Here is a 26,037-nt window from a genome sequence, read left to right on the forward strand (position 1 = left end):
ACCTTTCTCAGGTTGCTTTTTCAATTAAAAAAATCTCAATATGAAAAATGCATTAACAATTTTTCTTCTTATTTGTATAGTTTCATGTGCGCCCAAATTAAGGAGCGCAGTAACTAAACAATTACCGGCACTTTCTGAGAAAGAATTGGTTGTGGTACTTGACATTATGGATGACCAAATCATATCAGAAGAGAAAATAGGAGACATCAAAGCTATAGATAATGGATTTTCCAATAATTGTTCTTATTATGAAAATATCCTTAATTTAAAGGCTTTAGCAAAACAGTCTGGTGCTAATTTAATAAAGTTAACAAAGCATAAGCCTGCAGATAGATTGAGCTCTTGTGATAGATTATGGGCAACTATTTATTATGCGGTAAATGTGAAAAAATATGAAACGCAGATAGAATGGACATCAGATAGGAAATTAACTTGGGATGATTTTAAAGGAGAACCAAATACAATTGATTTTCCTAATGCCCTCGCAGTTACAAATTCTGCTATTGGATTTGAATCTGAAAGCTTAAATCCATTTAAGGACGGAAAACTTTTCGTGACAAATATGTTTTATAATCATGGCAGTTGGGTGTTGCCAGAAGGGAGAAATGATTATGTTTTAAATCAAGAACAAATTCATTTTGATATTACTGAAATTTATACACGAATGTTGAGAAAGGCTTTAATTGATGCTAATGTTACTGCTAGTAATTCCAGTAAATCTAATATTATTTTTGAGCAAATTAAAACAGAATGGCAAAAACGTCAAAATGATTATGATTATGAAACTGAGCACGGTTCAAAAAATAAAACACAAGAGGCATGGAAAGCTATTGTTGAGATAGAACTGGCTAAATATGATTTGTATAAAACAAATTAATTAATGACACTTTTTTGTGTCAAACTAAGTTAATTAATATTGTTCCAACCTTTCCAAAACCTCTTTTTTATAACTTCGACTAATCGTCAACGCTTTGTTATTAATTTCAACATGTTCGTTGGTGAAAGCATTGATATGCGGAATGGAAATAATATAAGAACGATGGATTCTTAAAAATTGCTTCTTTGGTAGTTTGGCTTCAATCGCACTAATAGTTTCGCGGGTAATAATAGTTTCATTGGCTAAATGGATTTTAATATAATCACTAAAACTCTCCATGTAAATAATAGCTTCAAAATCTATTTTCAGCATGCGCCTATCAGACCGCACAAACATAAAATTGGTAGTGTCGCTAAGTTTTTCATTTTGTGTTTTAGATAGTCCATAGACTTCAAAATAGGTATTAATACTTTTCAGTAACCGTTCAAAAGAAATGGGTTTTAGTAAATAATCGACGGCTTTAAGTTCAAAACCTTCCACAGCATAATCGCGATAGGCGGTTGTGAAGATAATTTTAATGTCTTTGTTTATAGATTTGGCAAATGAAATTCCTGAAATCTCGGGCATGTTGATATCTAAAAACAATAAATCAATAGGGTGACTGCTAATAATGTTAAAAGCTTCCATGGCATTGCTACAACTGGCCACAATACTTATATTTTCAATTTTTGAAATATGGGTCGCAATAATATCTCTCGCGATGGCCTCGTCATCTACAATTAAGCACGATATGTTTTTTTGAGCTTGCAATTAAATGTGTTTTAGTTCTAGATTTACCTTAAAAACAGTTTCAGAATCATCAATTTTTAAATGGTATTGGTCTTTGTAAAGCATGTCCAATCGCTTTTGTAAATTCATCAATCCAATGCCTTTATTTGTGCTTTCACTTTTAGAAGTCGTATTTTCTATTGAAAAAAGAATACTTTCCGAAGTACAAGATAAATTAATTTTAATAGAGAGCAGACTGTTCTTTAATCTGCCATGCTTAAAGCTGTTTTCAACAAATGTCAATAGTAGCATAGGTGCAATTTTAACGGATTCCGAAATATTATTACATTTAAAACGAATATCCAAAGTATCATTAAATCGCATTTTTTCAAGCTCTATATAATCTTTTATATAATTGATTTCATCCGTTAAAAGCACAAAAGGTTTGTCAATCTTGTATAATAAATAATCCAATAAATTGGATAGTTTTAATATCATTTCAGGAGTTTCATCGGCCTTTTTTAAAGCAAAACCATACATGGTGTTTAAGGTGTTGAACAAAAAGTGTGGATGAATTTGCATTTTGAGATAATTCAGTTCCTGCTCTTTTAATTTTAATTGTGTTTCAAGAATTTTGGTTTCTAATTTTTTCGTTTTTTCAGTGTGTTTTAAGTTCAATTTCAATAATTTAAAAGCACTCACAATAATAACAACAAGATACACCGCAGTACCAACAAACAATATATTTCTGCTGATAGGCGCCATATTTGCATATTGAAAATCTGATAGATAAATCAATCCATAAAAAACAGAAACAACAATAAGATAAGCAGAAATAATGAGCGTGTACAAGCTGTATAAACCAAAGAGAAAATAACGTTTTTGTATGAGATACTCAGGAATTACTTTATAAATAAACACATAAGTAGTAATAATGGTAATAGGCATTAAAAATAAAGAGAAGGATAAGATGTAGTTGAAATTGGTACTATCAAAACCAAAAAAATAAGTGTAAAACAAAAGAACGCCACACCAAAACAACGAGTGTAACACTAGCTGACCTATTTTTTTTAATATGAATTGTCTTGTTAGCATATTTACCAAATATCTATACAATGATAGCACAATTTTTAAGCTATTTTGTTTTTTGTAGACGAATAACCAATTTAGCAATTGTTTTGACATCATGTTATTTAAATAGCTAAATTGGTTATCTGTCGCATTAGAAATTTTTGAGACATGATACTGTATAGATTTGTAATACCAATCTTAAAATTACAATTTATGAAGCAGTTATTTTTAATATTCTTTTTTATTGTTAGTCTATCTGATGCCCAAAACACTAATTTTAAAAAGTTGGATTCATTTTTTAAAACCCTATCGACCAATAATAAAATGATGGGAACTATAGTGGTTTCTAAAAATGGTCATATTATTTACGATAAAAGTATAGGCTATGCTAATGTAGTAGACAGTCGTAAACAACCAATTACAAAAGCAACAAAATTCAGGATTGCCTCCATTACGAAAACTTATACGGCGACCATGGTATATGAATTGGTTGATGAAGGCAAATTAAAGCTAACAGATAAACTCTCAAAGTATTTTCCTCAGATACCAAATGCAGAAAATATTACGATTGCAAATTTAGTAACTCACAGTAGTGGTTTATATGAAATTACTAAAGATGCCGATTTTAAAACATGGCACTTGGAGACAACAACCCGAAATGAGATGTTGGAAAGGATGCAAAAACATCCAGGGGTTTTTAAGCCTAATGAAAAAAGCGAATACTCTAATACTAATTTTATCCTTTTGGGCTACATAATTGAAGATATAGATAAAATGACTTATGCAGAATCGCTTCAAAAAAGAATTGCAGATAAACTAGGTCTTAAAAGCACCTACTATGGACGTAAAATTAATGCAACAAATAATGAGTGTTCTTCTTATAACTATAATAAAGGTGAGCCAACATTATCCGAAGAAACAGATATGAGTGTTCCTGGTGGGGCTGGTGGTATAGTAGCTTCACCATATGACCTAGTTAAATTTTATGAAGCGTTATTTAATGGAGGATTAATGTCTTCAGAAAGTTTTTCTAAAATGATTAACATTAAAAATTTCCCATATGGATCTGGTATAATGAAAGGAGAAATGTATGGTCAAGATGCATATGGGCATGAGGGAAGTATAGATGGGTTTAGGTCAAAGGTGGCTTATATTCCTAAGGAAAAAATGACCATTGTACTACTAACCAATGCTTTAGATTATCCAATGGACATTATTGCTAGTAATGGCTTTTTAGCAAGTCAAAATAAAGATTTGATAAAGTCTATGGATAACACACCAACTATAGAGTTAACAGAGGAACAGATACAGATAATAGCTGGAGAATATGAAACTTATATCGAGAATGATAAGGTAGCTTTTACTTTTGTAGCTGATGGTAAATTTCTTAAAGGTGGACCAAATCCTAATGTATTATTTCCATTAAAAGCCATAAATAAAGATGAGTTTGTAAATGAACAATTTGGAATTCATTTAAAGTTTGATATAGAAAATAAAACTTTAATTTTTTCGCAAGCAGGTATGGATCCAAAAACATTAACTAAAAAACAGTAAATTTATAATTATGAAAACATTATTTCTTATTACTCAAAATTCTTCAAGGGGAAATGTATTTGTTCAAAGATTCCATGAAGGTGGGCCATTTTTTATGTCCCTTATTTTAATTTCTTTATTACTGTCCATTTTCTTTTTAATTAGAGCAGCCTTAAGTTTAAATAAGAACGAAGCCAAGTTTAAAAAAATGATTTCTTTGGTGTCTGAGATGAGTTTATTAGGATTGGTTTTGGGAGTTTTGGCATCCATAATAGGGCTAATTACGGCCTTTGATACTGTAGATGGATCGGGTGATATGTCTAAGATGGCAGGAGGTTTAAAAGTGACCTTTTTAACCATGCTATTTGGCACATTTACCTTTATTGTTTCCAGAATTGGAATGGTTATTTTGAAAGGGATTAAAAAAGCTTAGTAGTTTTTAATCATATATTTTGCATAAAAAGGCTGTTTTTTAAAACAGTCTTTTGTTTTTAAATTTAATCCCCCAACTTCTTAACGCTACTTTTTCTTAATAATAACATCGGTAAAGAAATACCTATTGTTATAGAAATCAATATAAAAAACATGGTAAACCCATTCGTGAAAATAGCGTCTATAAGGTCAGCTCTTTTGGTACTATTGTCTTCCATAAAAAGAAAATTCATGACAGACAAAACAGTTTCGTAGGCAAAATATCCTGGTATCATGGGGATTGCTGGCGGAATACAAAATACCACAGGTGGATGATGTATTTTATGGGCAATGGGCATGCAAATAATGCCAATAACAAATACGGCGATAAAGGTGGCTAATACAATGTGGATGTGAAAATGTATGAGGGTAAATTTTATGAAACCTGCCGCAAAACCCAGCATAAAAACAGTGAAAATGGTACTTCTCGGTATGTTGAATAAGATACCGAAGCCTAAGGCTGCAATCCCAGACCAAACGGCAACTTCCAGTAAATTTAAAAGGGTTGTTAGCATATTTATTGTTTAATTTAATTGAAATAACAGCATTGTAATAAAAAGCCCTAATGCAATGGCAAGTACGGTCATTAAACCTGTTGTAAACCTAACCATACCATTAATGATGTTATTCTCTAAAAGATCTGTAAACGAATTTATCAAAGCAACCCCAGGCACCAAAAACAAAATAGATGTTGCCAAAGCTGTTTGGGGATTTTCTCCAATATGGAAAATAATACCTGTCGCTGCCACTATAGAAGCTATAAGGGATGCGAAATAAATACGGAGATATACATTAAATTTTTCTTTATGCGTTAATTGAAAAATAAGCAATCCAATAAAAGTGCTAATAAAAGCCACGCCCATATTAAAATAATCGCCATTAAAAATTTTACAAAACCCAGAACCGGCCAAACTAACAGCCATAAGCACCACTAGTTTAGGGTATCTGGTTTGTTTTTTTATGATTTCAATTTCTCTTTCTATTTGACTTAAAGTCCAACGTTCTTCTACAGCATTCCAACTGGCCTTACTTATGGCTGAAATGATTGAAAAATTAATAGCATGTGGCGGAATATTTTTAACCCTGGTACAACTTAGCGTAGTGTGTTCTTCATATAAAGTCATAATAATACTTTTATGACTTATAAAACAAGATGCTTTAAAATTTAGAGCTGAAGCAAATCTGTCTATACTTAAATTTACTCGAGATGTATTCGCTCCAGATACCATCAAAACTGATGAAATATCTAAAAGTAAATCCACTGTTTTTATAAGTTCTTTTGAAGAATCCATCGATTTAAAAATTGGATGTAAATTTACGGGTTTCAGGTATGTTTATCTATTTAAAGGTCTTTAAATTTTTTTAAAAGACGGAAAAAAATACTCAAAATAATCATCACTTTCCGTAACGATAAAGCGTGTTTTTGAAATATATACGTGTTTTTTTAATCAAATAAATATAAAAATGTTCAATTTTTAAAAGGATAAGTTAATTTATTTAATATACATTTTAAACCGATAGGCTACTTTTATTTACCACTAAAAACTAAATATGCATTTTAAACCACAAGCCTTATCAAGCAAATTAAGGAAAGACGTTTTATTATTAAAACAGTTATTCTCAAACTCTTTTTTTCTGTTTCTATTTATTTTTATACTTTTTAATTGTTCGAGTTATAAACCTGCTAAAAGTACGAGTATTACCGATTCAGGTTTAAGTAAAGTATGGGTTGGTACTTGGGGTACAGCCCCACAACTTGTAGAACCGAACAATATGCCACCAGCACCAGGGTTATCCAATAATACCATACGTCAAATAGTAAGAGTGTCAATTGGGGGCGATAGTGTGAGGTTACGATTTAATAATGAATTCAGTAAATCACCCGTTACTATGAATGCCGTGCAAATAGCCGTATCAAAAGATAGTAGTGTTATAGATCCTAATACCATTAAAAATATAACCTTTCATGGAAATTCAGCAGTGACGATGCAACCTGGGACGACCATGACATCCGATCCAATAGCTTTTAAATTAATGCCAAGAATGGATGTAGCCATAAGCATTTATTTTGGGGACACATCACCAGATGTTACGGGTCACCCAGGCTCTCGTACTACATCTTTTTTATATGACGGCAATAAAATTTCAGAACCAGATTTTAATGAAGCGGTCAAAACAGACCATTGGTATGTTATTAGCGGGATGGATGTAAAAGCACCAGAAGGGGCCAAAGCCATTGCTATTCTAGGAAATTCCATTACCGATGGGCGAGGTTCTGGAACGAATAAGCAAAATAGATGGCCAGATGTTTTATCGGAGCGACTTCTTAAAAACCCTGCAACAAAGCAAGTAGGGGTTCTGAATATGGGAATTGGAGGAAATGCTGTGCTTCGAGGCGGTTTGGGACCTACCGCATTAAACAGGTTCGATAGGGATGTTCTAAAACAACATGGCGTTAAATGGCTCATAATACTAATAGGCGTTAATGATCTTGGAGGTACTCGCGATAGCGTGTCAGCAGCAAGGGTTGGAGATGGTTTAATTGCAGCTTATAAAAAGATGATAGATCAGGCCCATGCACAAAACATTCTTGTTTACGGTGCTACCATTTTGCCCATTGATAAATCGTTTTATTATAAAGATTTTAGAGAACCTGTGAGAAATAAAGTGAACGATTGGATAAGAAACAGTGGATATTTTGATGCCGTTATTGATTTTGATAAAGCGATGAGCGATCCTGAAAATCCATCAGTTATTTTGCCGAATGCGCATTCAGGCGATTTTCTACACCCTAATGAATTAGGCTATAAGTTAATGGGGGAATACGTCGATTTGGGATTGTTTCAATAAGATAGTATTAAAAATAAATCATATTAATTAACTTTACTTGAGTAATTAATATGATTTTATATGGAAAAACAAGGCGCTTCTGTCGTAATATCTCATCACATTTTAGATGGTAAACATCAGCAATACGAAGCATGGCTAAACGACATTGCTCCTATTTGTAAAAGCTATCCCGGACATATCGATTGGCAGATCATTCGTCCCATTCCTAACTTAACATTTATTTATACCGTTATTATAAGATTTGATACTATTGAAAATCTCAAAAATTGGATGGATTCTCAAGACCGGAAACGATTCATTGAAAAAGTAAAACCGCTCTTTGCTAAAGACGATCATTATTATATAAATAGTGGATTGGATTTTTTGTTTGTATCGGAAGCCGAAAAGTCAAAACCACCTGTAAGTTGGAAACAATTTCTGGTAACATGGTCGGCTATTTATCCACTGTCTTTACTCATGTCGTCTTTGGTGTCTCCTTTGTTTAGAATGTTACATATGCCGCAAAACCGATTTATTGAGGCTTTTTTTATTTCAGGGCTTATTGTTTTATTGATGGTTTATGTGGTGATGCCACAGTATACTAAACTGATTAAGAAATGGTTGTATAATTAAATTAGCAAAAGAAATAAAAGACCTATTCCAATATTTGGAACTGTAAATGAAAAAAACTATCGGCAAACATTAGTCAAATATAATGGTGCTTGGAGACTTTATATAAATACAAGTATGTTAAAAAAGTCACCTAAAAGAATATGAGGAATAATTGAAGTAACAATAAATTTTGATTCTAAAAGTAGGGAAATAAAACCACCAGATAATTTTGTAATGGCATTAAACGAAAATCACGAAGCTAAAGTGATTTTCGACAATTTATCGGCTTCAATGAGATTGGAAATCATAAGATATTTGGCAAATATTAAAACGGAAAAAACACTTGAAATAAATATAAAACGGGCAATCAAATTTTTATTAGGTAAAGAACGATTTATAGGTAGGGATACACTTTAAAAAAATTAAAACTATGGCTTACAACATCCAACTTGCAGACAGAGTCAGAGAATATTTAACAGAATCTACAAACAAAAACATAGAAGAAAAAAACATGTTTGGTGGACTCGCATTTATGATAAACGACAAAATGTGTATCAATGTGAGTGGAGACAATTTAATGTGTCGTTTTAATCCTAAAACCATTGAGGAAGTGGCATCAAAAATGGGTTATCAGCCCATGGTAATGAAGGGTAGGGAATATAAAGGTTATTGCTATGTAAGTCCTGAAGGATTTAAAACGAAACAAGATTTTGAGTATTGGATTAATTTGTGTTTAGATTTTAACAACGAAGCCAAATCTTCCAAAAAGAAATAATTACTTAAAACAAATCATTCAAAATTTTAGCCAATCGGATGCCAGCGATTTGAAGTTGCGATCTTAATATGCCAAAATACTTATAAGAGTATTCATATCGTAAATTTTCACCTGGCTTAGCAGAATTGTAAACCACTTGACTCAGTTTATGTGTGTCATTTGCCCAATCGATAACAGTTCCTTTTTGAATGTTTTTTACCTCCTCTTTAGATAAATAGTCAGCATTTTTTGCTAATTCAGAATAGCTCATGCCATAATCTTCAATCATTTTACTATCCCAAACACTATGTAAATTGGTGTCTTTATTAAACCACTGCAATTTAAAGTCATTCCCTCCTTTATCTTCAGCAAGACCCACATGCATGGGTTGGTGTAAGTCTCCAATAAAGTGAACGAGTAATTTTAAATAAAAGGCTTTATCAACATCTGATGTATTTTTATCTTTAATAATACCAATACAAAATTCAATGCCACTGACTAAATCACCTTTTGGGTCTCTTTTTGAGACATCATACGTAGCATCTAAAGGCATATTGATAAAATGCCAGTTATAAAACTTATCGTATCGGTCGTCTGATTTTATTTCATCGCCAAATGTTGAAACAAAAGCTAAAGATTCGCTATCCAGCAATTTTTTTAGTTTCCTTTTTGTTCTTGAATTTAAATAAGAATCAGCAATTTCTCCCACCGTTCTATGTCCCGTTGGTCCCCATATAGGGGTAGCATGAGATGGAAAAGTTATGAGAACACTTAAAATAAAAGTTATTAAAAGCTTAGTTTTCATATGGATTTATTTTTATTATTTATAATTAATTACAGCAAACAGTTACTGAAAACGGAGACTGTAAACTACTTCTTCTTATTCCGTTTATTATAATTTTTATCGCCTCGGGTTTTAGGCTTTTTGTACTTCGCGGCAATTTTAAATTTATACGAACCACCTAAATTTTCCTTTTTATTCTTTTCAGATTTTTCATGAAATGCAGGCCCGACATCTTCAGGTTTTCTATCGGGATTGTTGCGCTCTTTTATTTGCGGACGTTCCTCTTCAATCAATTGGTCTGATACCTCGACATCTTCAGGAAACTCCAATACAGGAATCTGCATATTCATCAAACGCTCTATGTTTGCAATGGCTTCCTCGTCACTTTCTGTGGTAAAAACAAGCGCTTCTCCTTCACGTTCGGCACGTCCCGTTCTACCAATACGGTGCATATAGTTTTCAGGATAGTGTGGCGTATCAAAATTAATAACATGCGATACGTTGTCAATATCCAAACCACGCGCCATAATATCGGTAGCTACTAAAATACGGTTTTCGCCCGTTCTAAACTGCTCGATACTTCGTAAACGGTAATTTTGTGTTTTGTTGGAATGGATCACGCAGAGTTCGTCATGAAACTGCTCATCCAACTTTTCAAATAAGCGGTCAGCCATTTTTTTATTCGCCACAAAAATCAAGGTTTTATTAAAACGTTCTTTGTCTTGTAGCAAATCAAATAACAGATTCACTTTGGTGTAAAAATTGGGGACACTATAACGATATTGCGCAATATTCTCCAACGGCGTACCAGAAACCGCAATAGAAACTTGCTCGGGGCCTTTAAAAAAGTCGTTAATTAAATCATCGACATCTTCAGTCATGGTTGCCGAAAACATGATGTTTTGTCGGCGTTCTGGCAGAATATCGAAAATATTAATAAGCTGATGTCTAAATCCTAAATCCAGCATCACATCGACTTCATCTATCACTAATTTCTGAATGGACTTGACTTGCAACACACGGCTCAACGCCAAATCATAAAACCGACCGGGCGTAGCCACCAAAATATCCAAACCTTGGGCAATCGCTTGCTTTTGGGTATTGATATTGGTACCACCATACACACCCAAAACACGGGTATTTATGTATTTAGAGAGTTTTTCAATTTCTTCAACCACTTGTACCACCAACTCACGAGTTGGTACCAACACCAACACACGCGGATTTTCTTGCGTAGAAAAGGGTAGGTTTTTAAGAATAGGCAGCATGTAGGCAAAGGTTTTTCCGGTACCTGTTTGCGCAATACCAACCACATCTTTACCAGAACTCACCACATTAAAGGCTTGTTCTTGTATGGGTGTGGGCGTTGTAAAACCTAAATCGTCTAAGGCGTTATAAAGCGGTGTATTTAAATTTAAATCTTGAAAAGTCACTATTCTTTGTTTAGCTGGCAAAGTTACGTTTATTATTTTTTAGTTGATAAACCGTGTTTAAAATAGTTTGTTTATAAGTTTTAGGTGAATTCTTACTAAGATTATTGATTATTATTTTTTGAAAAACTAACTTCGCTTATCGCATAAAGCTCATTAAAACTGAACTTTATCTAAGTCATTGGCAGAAATGTTTCCGCAGAATCAAGAATCTAGAGTAATTTTAAATTATGAATATTCCAAATAAAAGGCAAGACTATTTAGATAAGGAAATTTATGAAATTATTTCTTTAGTTGAAATTACTGATTTTTCACCAATCAAGAAATTAGATTATGTGCCTTTTGACGTAGATGATGATATTATTGATTTGTCTGATAAAGTGATTGTTCCATTTATAACAACTGAAAAACTTGGCTCGGAGATTGTTTCAATTAAGCATTGTGATGAAAAGTATTGTCGTGAATTAAAAAATGATGTTTATAAACGTTACGAAAAATTCATTGACACAGTTTATAAAACTTCCGAAATTCATTCATTAGTAAGTAGAAAATTTCTCTATGATTTGGTATTTAGATATCTCATTAAATCACATAGCGAAAATAGAACAGAAGGAAACTTTTCTGATTTTCTTGTAGACAATATTGAAAAAGAAATTAAAGAATATAAAATTTATTTTTCTGTAGAAAATTTAGAAATTTTCAAACCACTTAAAATTGGCAAAGTTGAAATATCAAAACTTGAAAGTAATTTTTTTGTTGAAGACAATGTTCGTCAAAATGCAGAATCTATAAGTCAGTTTAATAAGAAATATAGGAAGAAAGTTTTTGCTTCTTGTGTAATGAGAGCAGAAAAAGATAGAGCTATTGAATTAGCTTTAAAAGAATGTAGTTTATCGATTGATATAATTAAGATTTGTAGTGATACAATTGATGATCCGAAGACTAAAATTAGTTTTGATATAGATTCTAGATTATTAGAATCATTTAGTGCTGAAACTTTAGTAAGTAATATCAATAAGCAAAACGATATTAGTATTATATCAAAGAGAATTCCTAACTATCATCAATTAACAGAGGATTATAGAAAACGCTTATCAATGAGAAATCTTGATTTCTTTAATAGTTTTATTTATCGATTAAGCGACGAAAATACAGAGTTACAAAACCTTATAATTAATGCAATTCGACGATTAGCAAAAGCTCTGACTACTACAAATCTGAACCAAAGAATTGTAGAACTTTTTACTGTGATGGAATCTTTATTAGTTCCAAATTCTCAAGCAAACATTTTAGAAAGTCTAACTCGTTATTGCTCAAAAATTGTCCATTCAAAAAGAGAAGAAAGATTAAATTTAATTAATCTAATAAAAAAAATGTACGAAATTAGAAGTTCATATGTACATCACGCTCTAGAAAAGGATTTTGAAATAGACGATTTGAGAAATTTACAAGTCACAATACAAACTTTAATTGGCAAATTAATTGAGAAAAGTTATAAACACAGACAAAAATCTGAAATATTAAAAGAAATAGACGACGCAATTCTAGACGCATATTAACACTTCATTCAACAGACGTTTGTGGCTATTGCGGAATTTAGTGGAATTATCATTTTTAATAGTATTATCGTTTAGCCGAAAATATTCGTCTTCGAATTCATCAGCAGCCACAAGCGCAGGAAAGATAAGCATAACCTAAAAGTATTAACATTTAACTTAAAAGCTTCACATCAACTTCAACCCAATACCCAACCTCAAAAGTATCTCCAGCCCCCAAACTCAAAATCCCTTCCTTAGTGATAAACTCTTGGTCAGTAGCTTCACTATCAGCAATACCCAACCAAGGTTCAATACACACATAATTACCAGTGGGTTTGGCCCAAATACCTAAATACTCAAAATCTGGGTAGCTCACTGTCAATATAGTACCATGTTTGTTGCTTTTTAAACTCACTTGTTTCGATTTTAAATCTTTAAAAATAAGCGCATCGTCGTTAAACAACTCGTGGGTTAATGGCAGTATGTTGGTATTATTGAAAATGGGTTTTGTGTTGCTGGAAATCAATCCATTATACGTATTAATCAAGTGCGTTTTAGAGTTTTCGGGGTGTTCGAATTCTAAAAAATAGTCATCATAATTCTCATCTTCAAAAACGGGGCATTTAAAAGCAGGGTGTCCGCCCACAGAAAAATATAGGGGTTTATCATCTAGATTTTTAACGGTATGGATGATATCCAATTTGTTATCAGTAAGCTTGTAAGTCATGTAAAACTCAAACTTAAACGGATATGTTTTTAGTGTGGCGTCGCTATACCTTAATTTAAGCGTGAGGCTGGTTTCGGTGTGTTCGTGGACTTCAAAATCGGTATTGCCCCTTATAAAACCATGCTTTGGCAAGTTATAGGCTTTGCCTTCAAAAATATAGGTATCCTCTTTTAATGCACCAATAATCGGGAACAGATTCGGCGCATGATTGCCCCAAACCGAACTGTCGGCATCCCACATAAACTGCGTGTGGTTTTTCACGGATTGGATGCTGCAAAGCTCAGCACCTGTTTTTTTAATGGCTATGTTGAGTTGGGAGTTTTTTATGGTGTATTGCATGGTAATTGGAGTTTTATTTTAAATACTGCTGTCAGTTCGAGTGATTCGCCCTAAGCGAATTGTATCGAGAACCTTAGTTTAACGAGCTTCTCGATACAAATTTGCTACGTTGCTCTTCGCAAATTCACTCAAAGTGACATTTAGGTTGTTTGTCATTCCTGCGCAGGCAGGAATCCACTTATTTATTGCCTTATATGTTCTTTTTGGATTCCTGCCTGCGTAGGAATGCATTTTATTTTTAGTCAGCCCGTGCTATTGTCCCCATCACGATCATATAATGAACGCCTAAAATTAATACAGAGCGGTTACATGAACTAAATTTCTTGATAAATATTACAGCACCTTCGCAAAAAGATAGGTTGAACATCCCCGCAAAGTGGTAGCCACAGGCGCCTGCCTAAACTCAAAAGTGATGGTGCCGAGTACTACGAGCCAGCCAGTTTCAGAAGGCGTGTTAAAACCCCACAGTGCCTCAGGCACCGTCTTAAGGGGCTGTAGTGATAGCTCATGGCTGCTTATGGGCGTCAAATCGATGTCGGGTTTATTGGGATCCACCATAAAGGCATGCAGTTGTAGGTTAGCGCTGCGCACCGCTTTGGGCGGTTTTATGTTCTGTCCCAAGGTGAGAGCAGGGATGCGGCATTCCACCGTATTGTTGCTTCCTTGAGTGAATTCTACATAAAAATGGCAGGTCTTAGCCCAAGGCACTTGGCTGTTGAACTCAAACCCCTCCAGTGCCTGTGGCATGTTCACGGTTAGGGAAGCCGTAGTGGCGTTAGCATTTAGTGCCTTTGCCATACTAGCGCGGTGCCTTGCCGCATAATAGCTGTCCGTTATCAAAGTATAACCCTGAGCCAATGCAAACCTGAATTTTTTATCCTGTTGGCTCACCCAGCCAAAGGTACTGGCGGCCGCCTTGGTGCTAGCGTTCTGCTTTATTTTGGCGGGTTTGGTACGTGCATAGGTATAACCGCCCCTGTTTACAAATACGATGTTGCCAATAGCACCATTTAGTGTGCCATTTTGTATTGGTTTAGCCATAATATAAAGTTTTAAATAAGGTTGATACTTATTTTGTCACCGCCAAGATCTTTCTTTTTTGGGTAGAACGCTTGCACAGGTTCGATAAAAGTACATAATTAATCCATATAAAATACATAACAAGTCCATATTTAATATGGACTTGTTATAGACCTGTTATGGACTTGTTATGGACTTGTTCAAAACATGACCCTTACCAGAACAACTATATACAACGCATTTGTATGCCCTTTACATGTTTTGGGTAACTAATTCAAGTTTAATGAAATAAGGTAATAAAAATGATTTATGTAAGTGTTTTATCTACTTTTGGATACCTTTACATAAGGTGGATATAGACAATTGTTTATATCTGATTGTTGTACACCATTTGAGAAAACCTTAAATAATTAAGATTTGAACTATTTATTATTCGGAATTTTAGTGGTTTTTATTTTATATCCAATCATTTCAGCTAAAGGACAACTGAATGATGACAATAAAAACAAACCATATACATCAGTAACCATTCTTATGGGAATGGCAATTTTTATATCCATTATACTCTCAATTGTAATAGCCTTGAATGCAGATATGCCAGCAAGTATTGGTCACGGTGGATTTATGTATATTATTGGACCTTGTTTTTATGGAATACTTGTTTTAATTTTATATTTGATTTCCGTTGGAGTTAGACCAGATTGGAAGTTTATTTTGGGTTTAGTTTGTGTTCTAATTAATGTCTGTATAGGGTTTATTTATTTTATTTTGTAAATTAAAAAACGGTACACAACACAATATATAAAAAATTGCTAGTTTTAGCTAAACCAATGTTAGTTGCCCGTTTGCTAGCTTCTGATTTTCCTTCGGAAAATCCTCGCACAAAAACACGCAACTATCCTTATACATCAACGTTGTAAAACATTTAAAAACTGAATGAAAATTACTTGGAATGACTTAAAAGTCGACTTTAATCACATTGACCAAAACCGCCTGACCGAAAGTTGGAGTTGGTTAATCGGAACGGATAAAAAACCGATTTTAATATCAAGTATTGGAGATTTATTTCTTGCTGACAAAAACGGTGTTTGTTATTGGCTGAACGTTGGAGAAGGAGTTTTTGAAAAAGTAGCTGATAACGTTAACCAATTTAAAGATAAACTAAAAGACAATGAACAAGTCGATGAATGGTTTTTAATTGGACTTGTAGAAAAGTTAAAAGAAAACGGACTTCAGCTAACTGACAAACATCTATACGGATATAAAAAATTACCAGTTTTAGGTGGAGAATATGAACCTGAAAATTTTGAATTAACGGACATTGAAGTTCATTTCGAATTAAGCGGACAAATTCATAAACAGATTAAAGATTTACCAGACGGAACAAAAATCAATATAAAAACAACTGAATAAAAAACGTTTTACAACACCGTGTATAGTTCATTGCTTCCGATTTTCCTACGGAAAATCCTCGCACACAAACTACGCACTATTCTTATACGAAGCGTTAGACACAAGGTGAAAAAAACATTGAGATACTACATTGGAGCATATTATTTAATTAAACTTCGTGATTCCAATTTTGGAACTTACGAAGGAAAAAAATTGTATACTTGTAGCACTTGTATCAACGATTCCTTTTTTGATACCTGGTCGATTTCGTGGGCTGATAACGGGAAAAATGTTAGTTCAGAAACCAAAACGGATTTTAATCTTAATGAAAAGCTGATTAAAGAAATTCAGAATTGGACGGATAAAAAAATGGAGGAAAACAAAATTGGATGGATTTGCACATTTGCCGATTTAGAAACCTTAACCGAATATAAAAGTTCGTTTTTTCCTAAAGCAGAAAGTGAAATATTGAGTATTAATTTTCCCGAATCAGAAAGAACCGAATTACTAAATTTATTCAATCCTGAAAAGACGAGTTTTGGTGAAATCGGACTTTTTAAAAACTTAAAAAAAGGAATAACAGAAAGCAAAGACGAACTGACTTTAGGCTACGATTTAATCGGAATTGAAGGTAGTAGTGAATTTCATAGTTTTCATTGTCACGATTTAGCAAGTGACTTAATCGAAAAGTTTGGAATTGAAATAAACGAATTCGGACTGATTAACGAAAATGATAAATGGACTGAAATGGTGGAATATATGAATGACGAGAAAAACGGATTTGAACCTTCGCCTTGGTTTTATGTGAAAGTGAATAAAGTAACGGAAAAAGCCAGTGGCTAACAAAGAACTAGTCTAAAAAAAAGTCTTTTTAGACTGGTTTTGAAACAAAGTTCTCGTCGTGCGGTCATCCTGATTTAACAATGGCAAAAGTGGCTGTACTGCAAACCGCACCCACGCAGGCAATCATGAAACTATAACGTAAAATTCTTAATTTTTTAAGGATTCTAACTAACTTTGCGGCATAAATTTTTTGATTGAGAACGCAGTACACCCATACCATTTCGGACACCGAAGCTTTTAAGCATCAATTATTATTATGGAGCCAACAATTTGATGATATTGTATGGTTAGATTCCAACCATTACGAGCAAAAATATTCCAATTACGATGCGGTATTGGCTGTAGATGCTTTTACAAGCATTCAAACAGATTATCAAGATGGGTTTGAGAAATTAAAAGAATACCAAACTAGTACCAACGACTGGATTTTCGGTTACCTAACCTACGATTTAAAGAACGATGTAGAAACGTTGAGTTCGAATAATTTTGACGGGTTACTGTTTCCAGACCTCTATTTTTTTCAACCTAAAAAACTGTTTTTATTTAAAGGCAATACCCTTGAAATCCAATATTTAAATGCTGTTGATGATGAGTTGCAAGCTGATTTAGAGGCCATAGAACGATTAAACGACTCAACAACTCCACAATTAAACCATTCTATTAAAATCAAGCTAAGAATCCACAAAGATGACTACTTCGATAAAGTCAATAATCTTCTAGCGCATATTCACCGTGGCGATGTGTATGAAGCTAATTTTTGCCAAGAGTTTTATGCCGAAGACACCAGCATTAATCCGTTAGAAACCTATTTAAAACTGAATAGTATCTCAAAACCACCATTCGCGACGTTTTTAAAATGTACAGATAAATATTTGTTATCGGCATCGCCCGAACGCTATTTAAAAAAAGAGGGAACACGTGTAGTATCGCAACCCATAAAAGGCACAGCCAAAAGGTCGGATCATCCAGAAGAAGATGAACAATTAAAATTTGATTTGGCAGTAAGTGACAAAGAGCGCAGTGAAAACACCATGATAGTCGATTTAATAAGAAACGATTTATCTAAAACGGCTATTAAGGGCACCGTGAATGTAGAAGAATTATGCCAAGTTTATACCTTTAAACAAGTACATCAAATGATTTCTACAGTCACTTCGGAAGTGGAAACAGATACACATCCAGTTGATATTATTAAAAGTACCTTCCCCATGGGAAGCATGACCGGAGCTCCAAAAATTTCAGCCATGAAAATTATTGAAGCCTTGGAAGATACCAAGCGCGGACTCTATTCTGGGGCGGTGGGTTATTTTTTACCAAACAATGATTTTGATTTTAATGTGGTGATTCGTAGTATTTTATATAATGAAACTAAACAATATGTATCCTATTCCGTTGGTGGTGCCATTACCGCAAAGAGTGACCCATTAAAGGAATATGAGGAATGTTTATTGAAAGCCAAAGCCATGCGTGAGGTTTTGGAGCATTAATCGATATGATCTTTGAAGTTTTTAATGATTTCTTCAAAAATCATTTCAACTCTCTGGGGTTCCATCTGTTTAACTTCGGCAATTTCGTTAAATGATAATTTTCCAAATACAAATAAATCGACCACATTCGAAATATTTACAGGTAACCAACTGTAAAGGCTTCCCAACACTTTTTTAGATTGACTTTTAGGTACATTTTTAATTTCGAAGGCATTTAAAATAGATGATTCGTTATCATCGTAAATAAAAAGATGTTTACGGTTGTTATTTTGATGGTATGAGATGTCTTGTAAATCTTCAGCCATAATAAAATCCCAATCATCATCAATGGTATATCGTTCATCCAACCCATCTAATTCTTCTTCTAAAATAGAGTTGGTACTTACCGTATTTTTGTGGAAAGCTTCTACTTTGTAAGTAGCATCCAGTACTCTGTTAACATTGTAGAAAAGTTTCAATTTTATGGTGTTAGTACTCCAATCAATATCATACCCATCTTCGTAAAATTTGGCAATACTTTCATCAACAATACCGTTGGAAGCATACATATTTTTTGGAAGAATGCCTGTAGATTCGGCAATGTATAATCTGTGTTTTACATAAGGATGTAAATGTTGGCTAGCAGACACGACTTTTTTATTGAAAGCTGTTTGCGTTTTTCTATCGATTATTTTTTCTAAAGTGCTCATAACATCGTTTATTTAAATTGACAGTTAAAAGATACGGAATTTTTGTGGTTGAAAATTATGATTTAAGTCATTTTTAAGCCGAAAACCCACTTAGTTTCAAACGGCAATATTGTATATTTGAAATATGTTAAGCAAGTTTCAAGACCATATAAAGTCTAAATTTCCTTTTTTGAAGGACAAAAAAATATTGATTGCCATTTCTGGTGGGATAGATAGTGTGGTGTTGGCGCATTTATGTAAACAATCTCAATTACATATTGCTTTTGCACATTGTAATTTTAATTTGCGAGGTTATGAAAGTGATGGTGATGAAGATTTTGTTTTACAATTGGCAGAAGATTTAGATTTAGAGGTTTTTGTAGAAAGTTTTGATACAAATGCCTATGCCGAAGAACATAAAAAATCCATTCAAGTGGCGGCACGGGAATTGCGCTATCATTGGTTTGTGGAGCTAGCTGAACAGTTGCATTTCGATTATATTTTAACAGCCCATCATGCCGATGATAATCTGGAAACTTTTTTAATCAATCTGACTAGAGGTACGGGGCTGGAAGGTTTAACGGGAATTCCAGAAATCAATGGGCTATTCATCAGACCGCTTTTGCCATTTTCCAGAGAGGATATTGAAGCTTATGCCAAAGATCACCATATAACTTGGCGAGACGATAGTAGTAATGCCTCCACAAAATATGTACGTAATAAACTCAGGCATGATGTGATTCCCATTTTAAAGCATATGAATCCGAGTTTGTTACAAAGTTTTGAGAATACCATTAATCATTTACAGGAATCCCAAGGCATTATTGAAGAAAGTATTGATGAATTTTTAAATAGAGCTCTCGATATTGCAGACAACAACGTAGCAAAGTTTAAAATTTCAGAATTTAAAAGCAAAAACAATCCCAAAGCCTATTTATTTGAGGTTTTTAAGGACTTTGGTTTTACGGAATGGAATGACGTGCTCAGCTTATTAGATGCTCAATCAGGCAAACAACTGTTTTCAGAACAGTGGCGGCTTATTAAGGATAGAGCGTATTTATTACTAAGTGAAATAGCTGTTGAAGCATCCGAAAGTATACGGATTTCAGAAACAGATAAAAAAGTCGATATGCCTTTAGGGGTGTTGCTTTTTGATGAAGTGGAAGCCATTTCAGAAGCATCAAAACAAAGCATGTATGTTGACAAATCAAAATTGAAATTTCCATTAATTGTCAGAAAATGGAAAGAAGGCGATGTGTTTTTTCCATTAGGAATGTCTGGTAAAAAGAAACTCAGCAAGTATTTTAAGGACGAAAAATTGTCGTTGCTGGATAAAGAACATACTTGGTTGCTATGTTCAGGAGACGACATTGTTTGGGTTATTGGAAAACGCGCCGATAATCGTTTTAAAGTCACTGAAAATACGAAACGTGTTTTGAAGATTGAATTGAAATAGTTTGTCATACTGGGCTGAGTAGGGGCATTGAATTAAAATAAATTTTCACTTGGTGTAAATTCGTGAAATTAGGGGCTAAAATATTATGAAACTACAAGGCAACATTGTCGACATACCAAACAAACGCATTTTCAAAGGAGACATTACTTTTGAAAACGGGAAAATTGTTGCTATTGTTGAGAAAGCCAACGATGAAAATCATTATATCCTGCCTGGTTTTGTTGATGCCCATATTCATATTGAAAGCTCCATGCTAGTGCCTAGTGAATTTGCCAAATTGGCTGTGGCACATGGAACGGTTGCCACCGTCTCCGATCCACATGAAATTGCTAATGTGTTGGGTGTTGAAGGTGTGCGTTTCATGATTGAAAACGGTAAAAAAGTTCCTTTCAAATTTAATTTTGGGGCACCATCGTGCGTACCAGCCACCACTTTTGAATCTGCTGGAGCGGTCATAGATTCTGATGCCATTAAAACACTTCTTGAAAACCCTGATATTAAGTATTTAACCGAAATGATGAATTACCCAGGCGTCTTATTTGATGATGCCGAAGTAATGAAAAAAATAGCTTGGGCAAAACACTATAATAAACCCATCGATGGACATGCGCCAGATTTACGAGGTGACAATCTTTCAAAATATATTCGTGCAGGTATCACTACCGATCACGAATGTTTTACTTATGAAGAAGCTTTAGAAAAACTTCAAAAAGGCATGAAAGTGTTGATTCGAGAGGGGAGTGCTGCTAAAAATTTTGAGGCCCTTATTGATTTGCTACCAGAACACTTCGAAAATATGATGTTTTGTAGTGATGATAAGCATCCAGACGATTTAATCATTGACCATATCAATAAATTATGTGCCAGAGCCATTGCAAAAGGCATGGATGTGTTTAAAGTGTTGCAAGCGGCATGTATAAATCCTGTAAAGCATTACAATTTAAATGTCGGTTTGTTGCAAGCAGGAGATGCTGCCGATTTTATTGTGGTTGAAGATTTAATAAATTTCAAAACAGTACAAACCTACATAGATGGCGAATTGGTTTTTGATAAAGGAAAATCATTTATTGAAACAGTTTCTTTTGAAAATCTGAATAATTTCAACACCAATAAAAAGAACGTGGAAGCTTTTAAAGTGGAAGCTTTAAAAGAAAAAATCAGGGTGATAGAAGCTTTAGAAGGTCAGTTAGTTACCAATGAACTGATTGAAAAGGCTACTATTGAGAATGGTCATTTAATTTCTAATATAGAAACCGATATTTTAAAAATGACTGTCGTCAATCGATACAATGATAACAAACCAGCCATCGCTTTTATTAAGAATTTCGGATTAAAAGAAGGGGCTATAGCATCCTCGGTTGGACATGATTCCCATAATATAATAGCTGTTGGCGTTTCCGATGAAGCGATTTGTAAAGCAGTTAACTTATTAATTGAAAATAAAGGAGGTATTTGTGCGGTTTCGAATTCCGAAGAAAAAATATTACCGCTTCCTGTCGCTGGCATTATGAGTGATAAAGATGGAAAAACGGTCGGGTTGCAATATGCTGAACTCGATGCAATGGCCAAAAGTTTGGCATCTAAGCTCAACGCACCTTACATGACTTTGTCTTTTATGGCATTGTTGGTCATTCCCTCATTAAAATTAAGCGACCAAGGCCTTTTTAATGGTAAAGATTTTAACTTTGTAAACCTACAAACCTAAATTATAGCAAAAACCAAAAACCACCAACCAACAACCACCCACCAACCAAATGCCCATCCTAGATTCAACTTACAAGCCACCATTCTTTTTTAAAAACGGATTTATTGCCACGGTATATTCTGGTTTATTCAGAAAAGTTTCTGGAGTAAAACAGGAACGTGAGCGCATCATACTCAGCGACGGCGATTTTTTAGATTTAGATTGGAGTTATGCAAATGAAAAAGCTAATAAACTAATTATCTGTTTTCATGGGTTGGAAGGTCATGGGCAACGGCCTTATGTTACGGGAACTGCAAAACTATGTAATACCAATGGCATGGATGCGGTTTGTGTTAATTTTAGAGGCTGTAGTGGGGAAGATAATTTAAAATACAGAAGTTACCATTCGGGTGCTACCGAAGATTTAGAGGAGATTATAAAACACATTTTAGCATCTAATACCTACCAAGAAATCTATCTATATGGAGTGAGTTTAGGAGCCAATCTTATTTTAAAATATTTGGGCGAACGGGAAGATGTGCCTCATGAAATTAAAGCTGCGGTTGCTATTTCTGTGCCTGCAGATTTGAATGGCTCTTGTGGGGAACTTCATAAATTTAAAAATAAACCATTTTCTATTCATTTTCTTAATTACTTAAAACGTAAACTATTAATTAAAATGAATAATTATCCTGAGGAATTGCCCGCTGAAGTATGGTGTTCCATTATGTCATTAAGAGATTTTGATGATGTATACACATCTAAAGCCCACGGCTTTATAGATGCCACCGATTATTATAAAAAATCTAGTTGCAAGCAGTTTTTACCTAATATTAAAATTCCATCGTTGATTATTAATGCATTAAACGATTCGTTTTTATCTCCAGAATGTTATCCTGTTAAAGAAGCAAAAAATAATCCTAATCTATATTTAGAAATGCCTAAGTATGGCGGACATGCAGGATTTATTGATAAAAAGAACATATATTATAATGAAAAACGAGCGTTGGAGTTTATTAAAACTATGTTAAAAGCATAAATGAGCGTCCTTTTTTTGTATTTTTAAAAAGTATGAAAGTGTCTTAGTTTTTGTTCTAATTCACAATATATTAACCAAAAAAAAGTAAAATGCCAACTTATAACCTAAACGTCAACAAAAAAAATCATACTGTTGAGGCAGAAGAAGATATGCCTTTATTGTGGGTTTTAAGAGATCTTTTGGATTTGGTAGGAACCAAATTCGGATGTGGGATCGGCCAATGTGGGGCTTGTACCATCCATCTTGACGGTTCAGCATCTAGAAGCTGCTTAATACCAATCTCTAGTGTAGGAGACGCTAAAATCACCACCATCGAAGGGCTTTCAGAAGATAATAGTCATCCAGTTCAAAAAGCATGGAAAGAGGTAGATGTGCCACAATGTGGGTATTGTCAAGCCGGGCAAATTATGACGGCATCAGCTTTTTTAGAGAAAAATCCGAGTCCAACAGAAGAAGAGGTTAGAGCGGCTATGCATGGAAATATTTGTAGATGTAGTGCATATAATAGAATTGAAAAGGCTGTAAATCTTGCTGCCACAATGGAATCTTAATCATTTGGACATGGAAACAAGTAATAATAGCTTATCATTTAGTAGAAGATCTTTTATTAAAACTGTTGGTTTATCTACTGGTGGGATTATGTTAGGGTTTACCTTATTTGAGGCGTGCAACCCTGATAGTAAGGTGATGATCGATCCCGAAACTTTAAATTATAAGGATTTTAATGCTTTTATAAAAATTGCAGAGAATGGCATGGTAACCATTTATTCAAAAAATCCTGAAATAGGTCAGGGGGTTAAAACATCCATGCCTATGTTAATTGCAGAAGAATTGGATGTGCCTTGGGAACATGTTTTGGTTAGGCAAGCTGATTTAGATACTAAAAATTTCAAAGGGCAAGTTGCTGGAGGTAGTCAGTCTATCAGATCGTCTTGGACGCCATTGCGACAAACCGGTGCCACTGCAAGGCAAATGCTTATTAATGCGGCTGCTATCAAGTGGGGCGTTGATGCGTCAGAATGTACTACAAACGAAGGTGTTATAGAAAATTCTAGAGGTGAAAAATTAGGATATGGTGAAATAGTTACAGAAGCTGCTTTACTGGAAATTCCAGATAATGTTAAGCTTAAAAATCCAAAAGATTTTAAAATCATAGGAAAAGATATTAGGAATGTAGATATCGATAAAATTACTTCTGGTAAACCATTATTCGGATTGGATTATAAAAAAGAAGGTATGGTCTATGCTGTGTCGTTGAGACCGCCGGCTTTTGGACAAAAACTAGTAAGTTTTGATGCTACTGAAGCAAAAAATGTTCCTGGGGTTATAGATGTATTTCAATTTGGAGATAAAATAGCTGTTTTAGGAAACAATACTTGGGCAGCTATGTCTGGCAAGAACGCATTAATAGCTGAATGGAGTTCAGATGAAACCTTGATGAGTTCGGAAGACCATGATGTAGAGCTTGAAAAGTTATTGGATTCAGATAAATTAAAAGAAGTTAGGTCTGATGGTAATGTAAATATAGCAAAAATGAATGCGGATAAAGTGATTGAATACACGTATGAAGCACCCTTTTTACCACATAGCTGTATGGAGCCTATGAACTTTTTTGCTCATGTAACCGATGATAAAGTGGAGTTGGCTGGGCCCATTCAAACACCAGAAGGTACGGCTAGACAAGTTGCTGGATTGTTAAAAAGAGAGCCAGATGATGTGCATTTGGTATTAACTAGAATAGGAGGTGGTTTTGGTAGACGTTTAATAGGTGATTACGCTTTAGAAGCTGCTGAAATATCCAACATATCAAAAAAACCAGTAAAATTGGTTTACACTCGTGAAGATGATATGGCCGGAGGTTTTTATAGACCCATCGTAAAATATAAAATAAGTGCCGCTATAAAAGATAATAAACTTATTGGTTATCATTTAAAAGAAGCTGCGGTTGGTAGTAGTATCAATAAATCGCGTGCAAGTTATTTTCCAGCGGGATGTGTTAAAAATTACAAAGTTGAGGCCGCACAATTACGAAGTGAAATTACCACGGGGCCTTGGCGCGCACCAGTTTGTAATTTTTTGGCAACGGCAGAACAAACATTTATTGATGAGTTGGCTGAAGAATTAAATCAAGATCCTGTAAAGTTGAGGTTGGAATTATTGGAAGTGGCAAAAAAGGACAAAAAAAATAAAATGGAATGGTCTCCAGAACGGATGCAAGCGGTTATTAAGTTAGCTGCTGAAAAGGCTAATTGGGGAAAATCTAAAAAAGGCGTGTACCAAGGTTTTAGTGCGTATTACAGTCATAATTCCCATGTTGCAGAGGTGGCAGAGGTTGTTTTAAAAGATGGAGTTCCGGTAGTAACCAAAGTGTATTGCGTGGTTGATTGTGGTGTGGTTGTTAATCCGTTAGGTGCTAAAAACCAATTAGAAGGTGGTATTATTGATGGTATAGGACACGCCATGTATGGTGAAATGCCATTTGTTAAAGGAAAGCCACAAAACTTAAATTATGGCGATTATCGTTTGATTAGAATGATGGAAACCCCAATTGTGGAAACTTATTTTATAGATAGTAATGAGGATCCAACAGGTTTAGGAGAACCTTCTTTACCTCCCGTTGGGGCGGCTGTTGCCAATGCTATAAAAGCAGCCACAGGCGAACGTTATAGAAAACAACCTTATACAAAATATATGGTATCGTAGGTTGTGATACATAAGAAATATGAGGGATTTATAGATGGTAAAATATATACCAAAATGAATATCAGTATCTTA

At 34.1% G+C, this 26,037-nt stretch carries 26 protein-coding genes; 17 read left to right on the forward strand and 9 right to left on the reverse strand.

The window, feature by feature from the left end; genetic code table 11:
• Positions 1-40: 40 nt before the first annotated feature.
• Positions 41-877 carry a hypothetical protein gene (locus DKT72_RS01610; RefSeq protein WP_111306964.1) on the forward strand — a complete coding sequence of 279 codons (837 nt, stop codon included), beginning with the start codon at positions 41-43 and terminating at the stop codon, positions 875-877.
• 33 nt (positions 878-910) lie between these two features.
• Here the strand turns inward: DKT72_RS01610 and DKT72_RS01615 are convergent, their stop codons facing one another.
• A complete protein-coding gene (locus tag DKT72_RS01615; protein ID WP_111306965.1) occupies positions 911-1,627 on the reverse strand; it encodes a LytR/AlgR family response regulator transcription factor in 717 nt (238 codons plus the stop codon).
• Entirely contained in the window at positions 1,628-2,680 is a 1,053-nt protein-coding gene (locus tag DKT72_RS01620) for a sensor histidine kinase (RefSeq protein ID WP_111307048.1), read from the reverse strand.
• A gap of 189 nt (positions 2,681-2,869) precedes the next feature.
• On the opposite strand from DKT72_RS01620, the gene DKT72_RS01625 reads away from it, so the two are divergent.
• Positions 2,870-4,210, forward strand: a complete 1,341-nt coding sequence (locus DKT72_RS01625; RefSeq protein ID WP_162623212.1) for a serine hydrolase domain-containing protein — start codon at positions 2,870-2,872, stop codon at positions 4,208-4,210.
• Between the two features lie 10 nt (positions 4,211-4,220).
• Positions 4,221-4,622, forward strand: a complete 402-nt coding sequence (locus DKT72_RS01630; protein WP_111306967.1) for a MotA/TolQ/ExbB proton channel family protein — start codon at positions 4,221-4,223, stop codon at positions 4,620-4,622.
• A 64-nt stretch (positions 4,623-4,686) separates the two neighbouring features.
• Here DKT72_RS01630 and DKT72_RS01635 read toward each other — a convergent pair whose 3' ends face one another.
• On the reverse strand, positions 4,687-5,175 hold the full coding sequence (locus DKT72_RS01635) for a threonine/serine exporter family protein (protein ID WP_111306968.1): 489 nt from the start codon (positions 5,173-5,175) through the stop codon (positions 4,687-4,689).
• A gap of 9 nt (positions 5,176-5,184) precedes the next feature.
• Positions 5,185-5,952 carry a threonine/serine exporter family protein gene (locus DKT72_RS01640; RefSeq protein ID WP_111306969.1) on the reverse strand — a complete coding sequence of 256 codons (768 nt, stop codon included), beginning with the start codon at positions 5,950-5,952 and terminating at the stop codon, positions 5,185-5,187.
• Positions 5,953-6,211: 259 nt separating this feature from the next.
• On the opposite strand from DKT72_RS01640, the gene DKT72_RS01645 reads away from it, so the two are divergent.
• The 4 genes from DKT72_RS01645 (at position 6,212) to DKT72_RS01660 (ending at position 8,876) form a co-directional block, all read left to right on the forward strand.
• The gene (locus DKT72_RS01645) at positions 6,212-7,510 is read left to right on the forward strand and encodes an SGNH/GDSL hydrolase family protein (protein ID WP_111306970.1); all 1,299 of its coding nucleotides are present in this window, start codon (positions 6,212-6,214) and stop codon (positions 7,508-7,510) included.
• A gap of 60 nt (positions 7,511-7,570) precedes the next feature.
• Complete coding sequence (locus tag DKT72_RS01650; RefSeq protein ID WP_111306971.1) at positions 7,571-8,122, forward strand: putative antibiotic biosynthesis monooxygenase; 552 nt, start codon at positions 7,571-7,573, stop codon at positions 8,120-8,122.
• A 189-nt stretch (positions 8,123-8,311) separates the two neighbouring features.
• Positions 8,312-8,518, forward strand: coding sequence for a YdeI/OmpD-associated family protein (locus DKT72_RS01655; protein WP_262510058.1), 207 nt, complete (start codon positions 8,312-8,314; stop codon positions 8,516-8,518).
• Positions 8,519-8,531: 13 nt separating this feature from the next.
• Positions 8,532-8,876: a TfoX/Sxy family protein gene (locus DKT72_RS01660; protein WP_111306973.1), complete on the forward strand. Its 345-nt coding sequence runs from the start codon at positions 8,532-8,534 to the stop codon at positions 8,874-8,876.
• 4 nt (positions 8,877-8,880) lie between these two features.
• Here the strand turns inward: DKT72_RS01660 and DKT72_RS01665 are convergent, their stop codons facing one another.
• Together DKT72_RS01665 and DKT72_RS01670 are read right to left on the reverse strand one after the other, a co-directional pair.
• Entirely contained in the window at positions 8,881-9,660 is a 780-nt protein-coding gene (locus DKT72_RS01665; protein WP_111306974.1) for a S1/P1 nuclease, read from the reverse strand.
• A 65-nt stretch (positions 9,661-9,725) separates the two neighbouring features.
• Positions 9,726-11,072: a DEAD/DEAH box helicase gene (locus DKT72_RS01670; protein ID WP_111307049.1), complete on the reverse strand. Its 1,347-nt coding sequence runs from the start codon at positions 11,070-11,072 to the stop codon at positions 9,726-9,728.
• 227 nt (positions 11,073-11,299) lie between these two features.
• Between DKT72_RS01670 and DKT72_RS01675 the strand changes: the two genes are divergently transcribed.
• A complete protein-coding gene (locus DKT72_RS01675; protein WP_111306975.1) occupies positions 11,300-12,628 on the forward strand; it encodes a HEPN domain-containing protein in 1,329 nt (442 codons plus the stop codon).
• Positions 12,629-12,779: 151 nt separating this feature from the next.
• On the opposite strand, the gene DKT72_RS01680 is transcribed toward DKT72_RS01675, so the two are convergent.
• Together DKT72_RS01680 and DKT72_RS01685 are read right to left on the reverse strand one after the other, a co-directional pair.
• The gene (locus DKT72_RS01680) at positions 12,780-13,673 is read right to left on the reverse strand and encodes an aldose 1-epimerase family protein (protein WP_111306976.1); all 894 of its coding nucleotides are present in this window, start codon (positions 13,671-13,673) and stop codon (positions 12,780-12,782) included.
• A gap of 333 nt (positions 13,674-14,006) precedes the next feature.
• Positions 14,007-14,714, reverse strand: a complete 708-nt coding sequence (locus DKT72_RS01685; protein WP_111306977.1) for a hypothetical protein — start codon at positions 14,712-14,714, stop codon at positions 14,007-14,009.
• Between the two features lie 396 nt (positions 14,715-15,110).
• Between DKT72_RS01685 and DKT72_RS01690 the strand changes: the two genes are divergently transcribed.
• From DKT72_RS01690 to DKT72_RS01705, 4 genes are all read left to right on the forward strand, one after another.
• Positions 15,111-15,467 carry a hypothetical protein gene (locus DKT72_RS01690; protein WP_162623213.1) on the forward strand — a complete coding sequence of 119 codons (357 nt, stop codon included), beginning with the start codon at positions 15,111-15,113 and terminating at the stop codon, positions 15,465-15,467.
• Between the two features lie 162 nt (positions 15,468-15,629).
• A complete protein-coding gene (locus DKT72_RS01695; RefSeq protein WP_111306979.1) occupies positions 15,630-16,106 on the forward strand; it encodes a T6SS immunity protein Tdi1 domain-containing protein in 477 nt (158 codons plus the stop codon).
• 117 nt (positions 16,107-16,223) lie between these two features.
• Positions 16,224-16,928, forward strand: coding sequence for a hypothetical protein (locus DKT72_RS01700; RefSeq protein ID WP_162623214.1), 705 nt, complete (start codon positions 16,224-16,226; stop codon positions 16,926-16,928).
• Between the two features lie 194 nt (positions 16,929-17,122).
• Complete coding sequence (locus DKT72_RS01705; RefSeq protein ID WP_111306981.1) at positions 17,123-18,415, forward strand: anthranilate synthase component I family protein; 1,293 nt, start codon at positions 17,123-17,125, stop codon at positions 18,413-18,415.
• Here DKT72_RS01705 and DKT72_RS01710 read toward each other — a convergent pair.
• Positions 18,412-19,104, reverse strand: a complete 693-nt coding sequence (locus DKT72_RS01710; RefSeq protein ID WP_111306982.1) for a hypothetical protein — start codon at positions 19,102-19,104, stop codon at positions 18,412-18,414. The two genes, DKT72_RS01705 and DKT72_RS01710, sit on opposite strands and share 4 nt — an antisense overlap.
• A gap of 124 nt (positions 19,105-19,228) precedes the next feature.
• Here DKT72_RS01710 and tilS point away from each other — a divergent pair, with 124 nt between their 5' ends.
• The 5 genes from tilS (at position 19,229) to DKT72_RS01735 (ending at position 25,965) form a co-directional block, all read left to right on the forward strand.
• Positions 19,229-20,539 carry a tRNA lysidine(34) synthetase TilS gene (gene tilS / locus DKT72_RS01715; protein WP_111306983.1) on the forward strand — a complete coding sequence of 437 codons (1,311 nt, stop codon included), beginning with the start codon at positions 19,229-19,231 and terminating at the stop codon, positions 20,537-20,539.
• An 85-nt stretch (positions 20,540-20,624) separates the two neighbouring features.
• The gene (gene ade / locus DKT72_RS01720; protein ID WP_111306984.1) at positions 20,625-22,244 is read left to right on the forward strand and encodes an adenine deaminase; all 1,620 of its coding nucleotides are present in this window, start codon (positions 20,625-20,627) and stop codon (positions 22,242-22,244) included.
• Between the two features lie 49 nt (positions 22,245-22,293).
• On the forward strand, positions 22,294-23,262 hold the full coding sequence (locus DKT72_RS01725; RefSeq protein WP_111306985.1) for a YheT family hydrolase: 969 nt from the start codon (positions 22,294-22,296) through the stop codon (positions 23,260-23,262).
• 89 nt (positions 23,263-23,351) lie between these two features.
• Complete coding sequence (locus DKT72_RS01730) at positions 23,352-23,813, forward strand: (2Fe-2S)-binding protein (RefSeq protein WP_111306986.1); 462 nt, start codon at positions 23,352-23,354, stop codon at positions 23,811-23,813.
• 10 nt (positions 23,814-23,823) lie between these two features.
• The gene (locus tag DKT72_RS01735) at positions 23,824-25,965 is read left to right on the forward strand and encodes a xanthine dehydrogenase family protein molybdopterin-binding subunit (RefSeq protein WP_111306987.1); all 2,142 of its coding nucleotides are present in this window, start codon (positions 23,824-23,826) and stop codon (positions 25,963-25,965) included.
• Positions 25,966-26,037 lie beyond the last annotated feature (72 nt).

It is taken from the genome of Confluentibacter sediminis (assembly GCF_003258355.1).
Classification (GTDB): Bacteria; Bacteroidota; Bacteroidia; order Flavobacteriales; family Flavobacteriaceae; genus Confluentibacter; species Confluentibacter sediminis.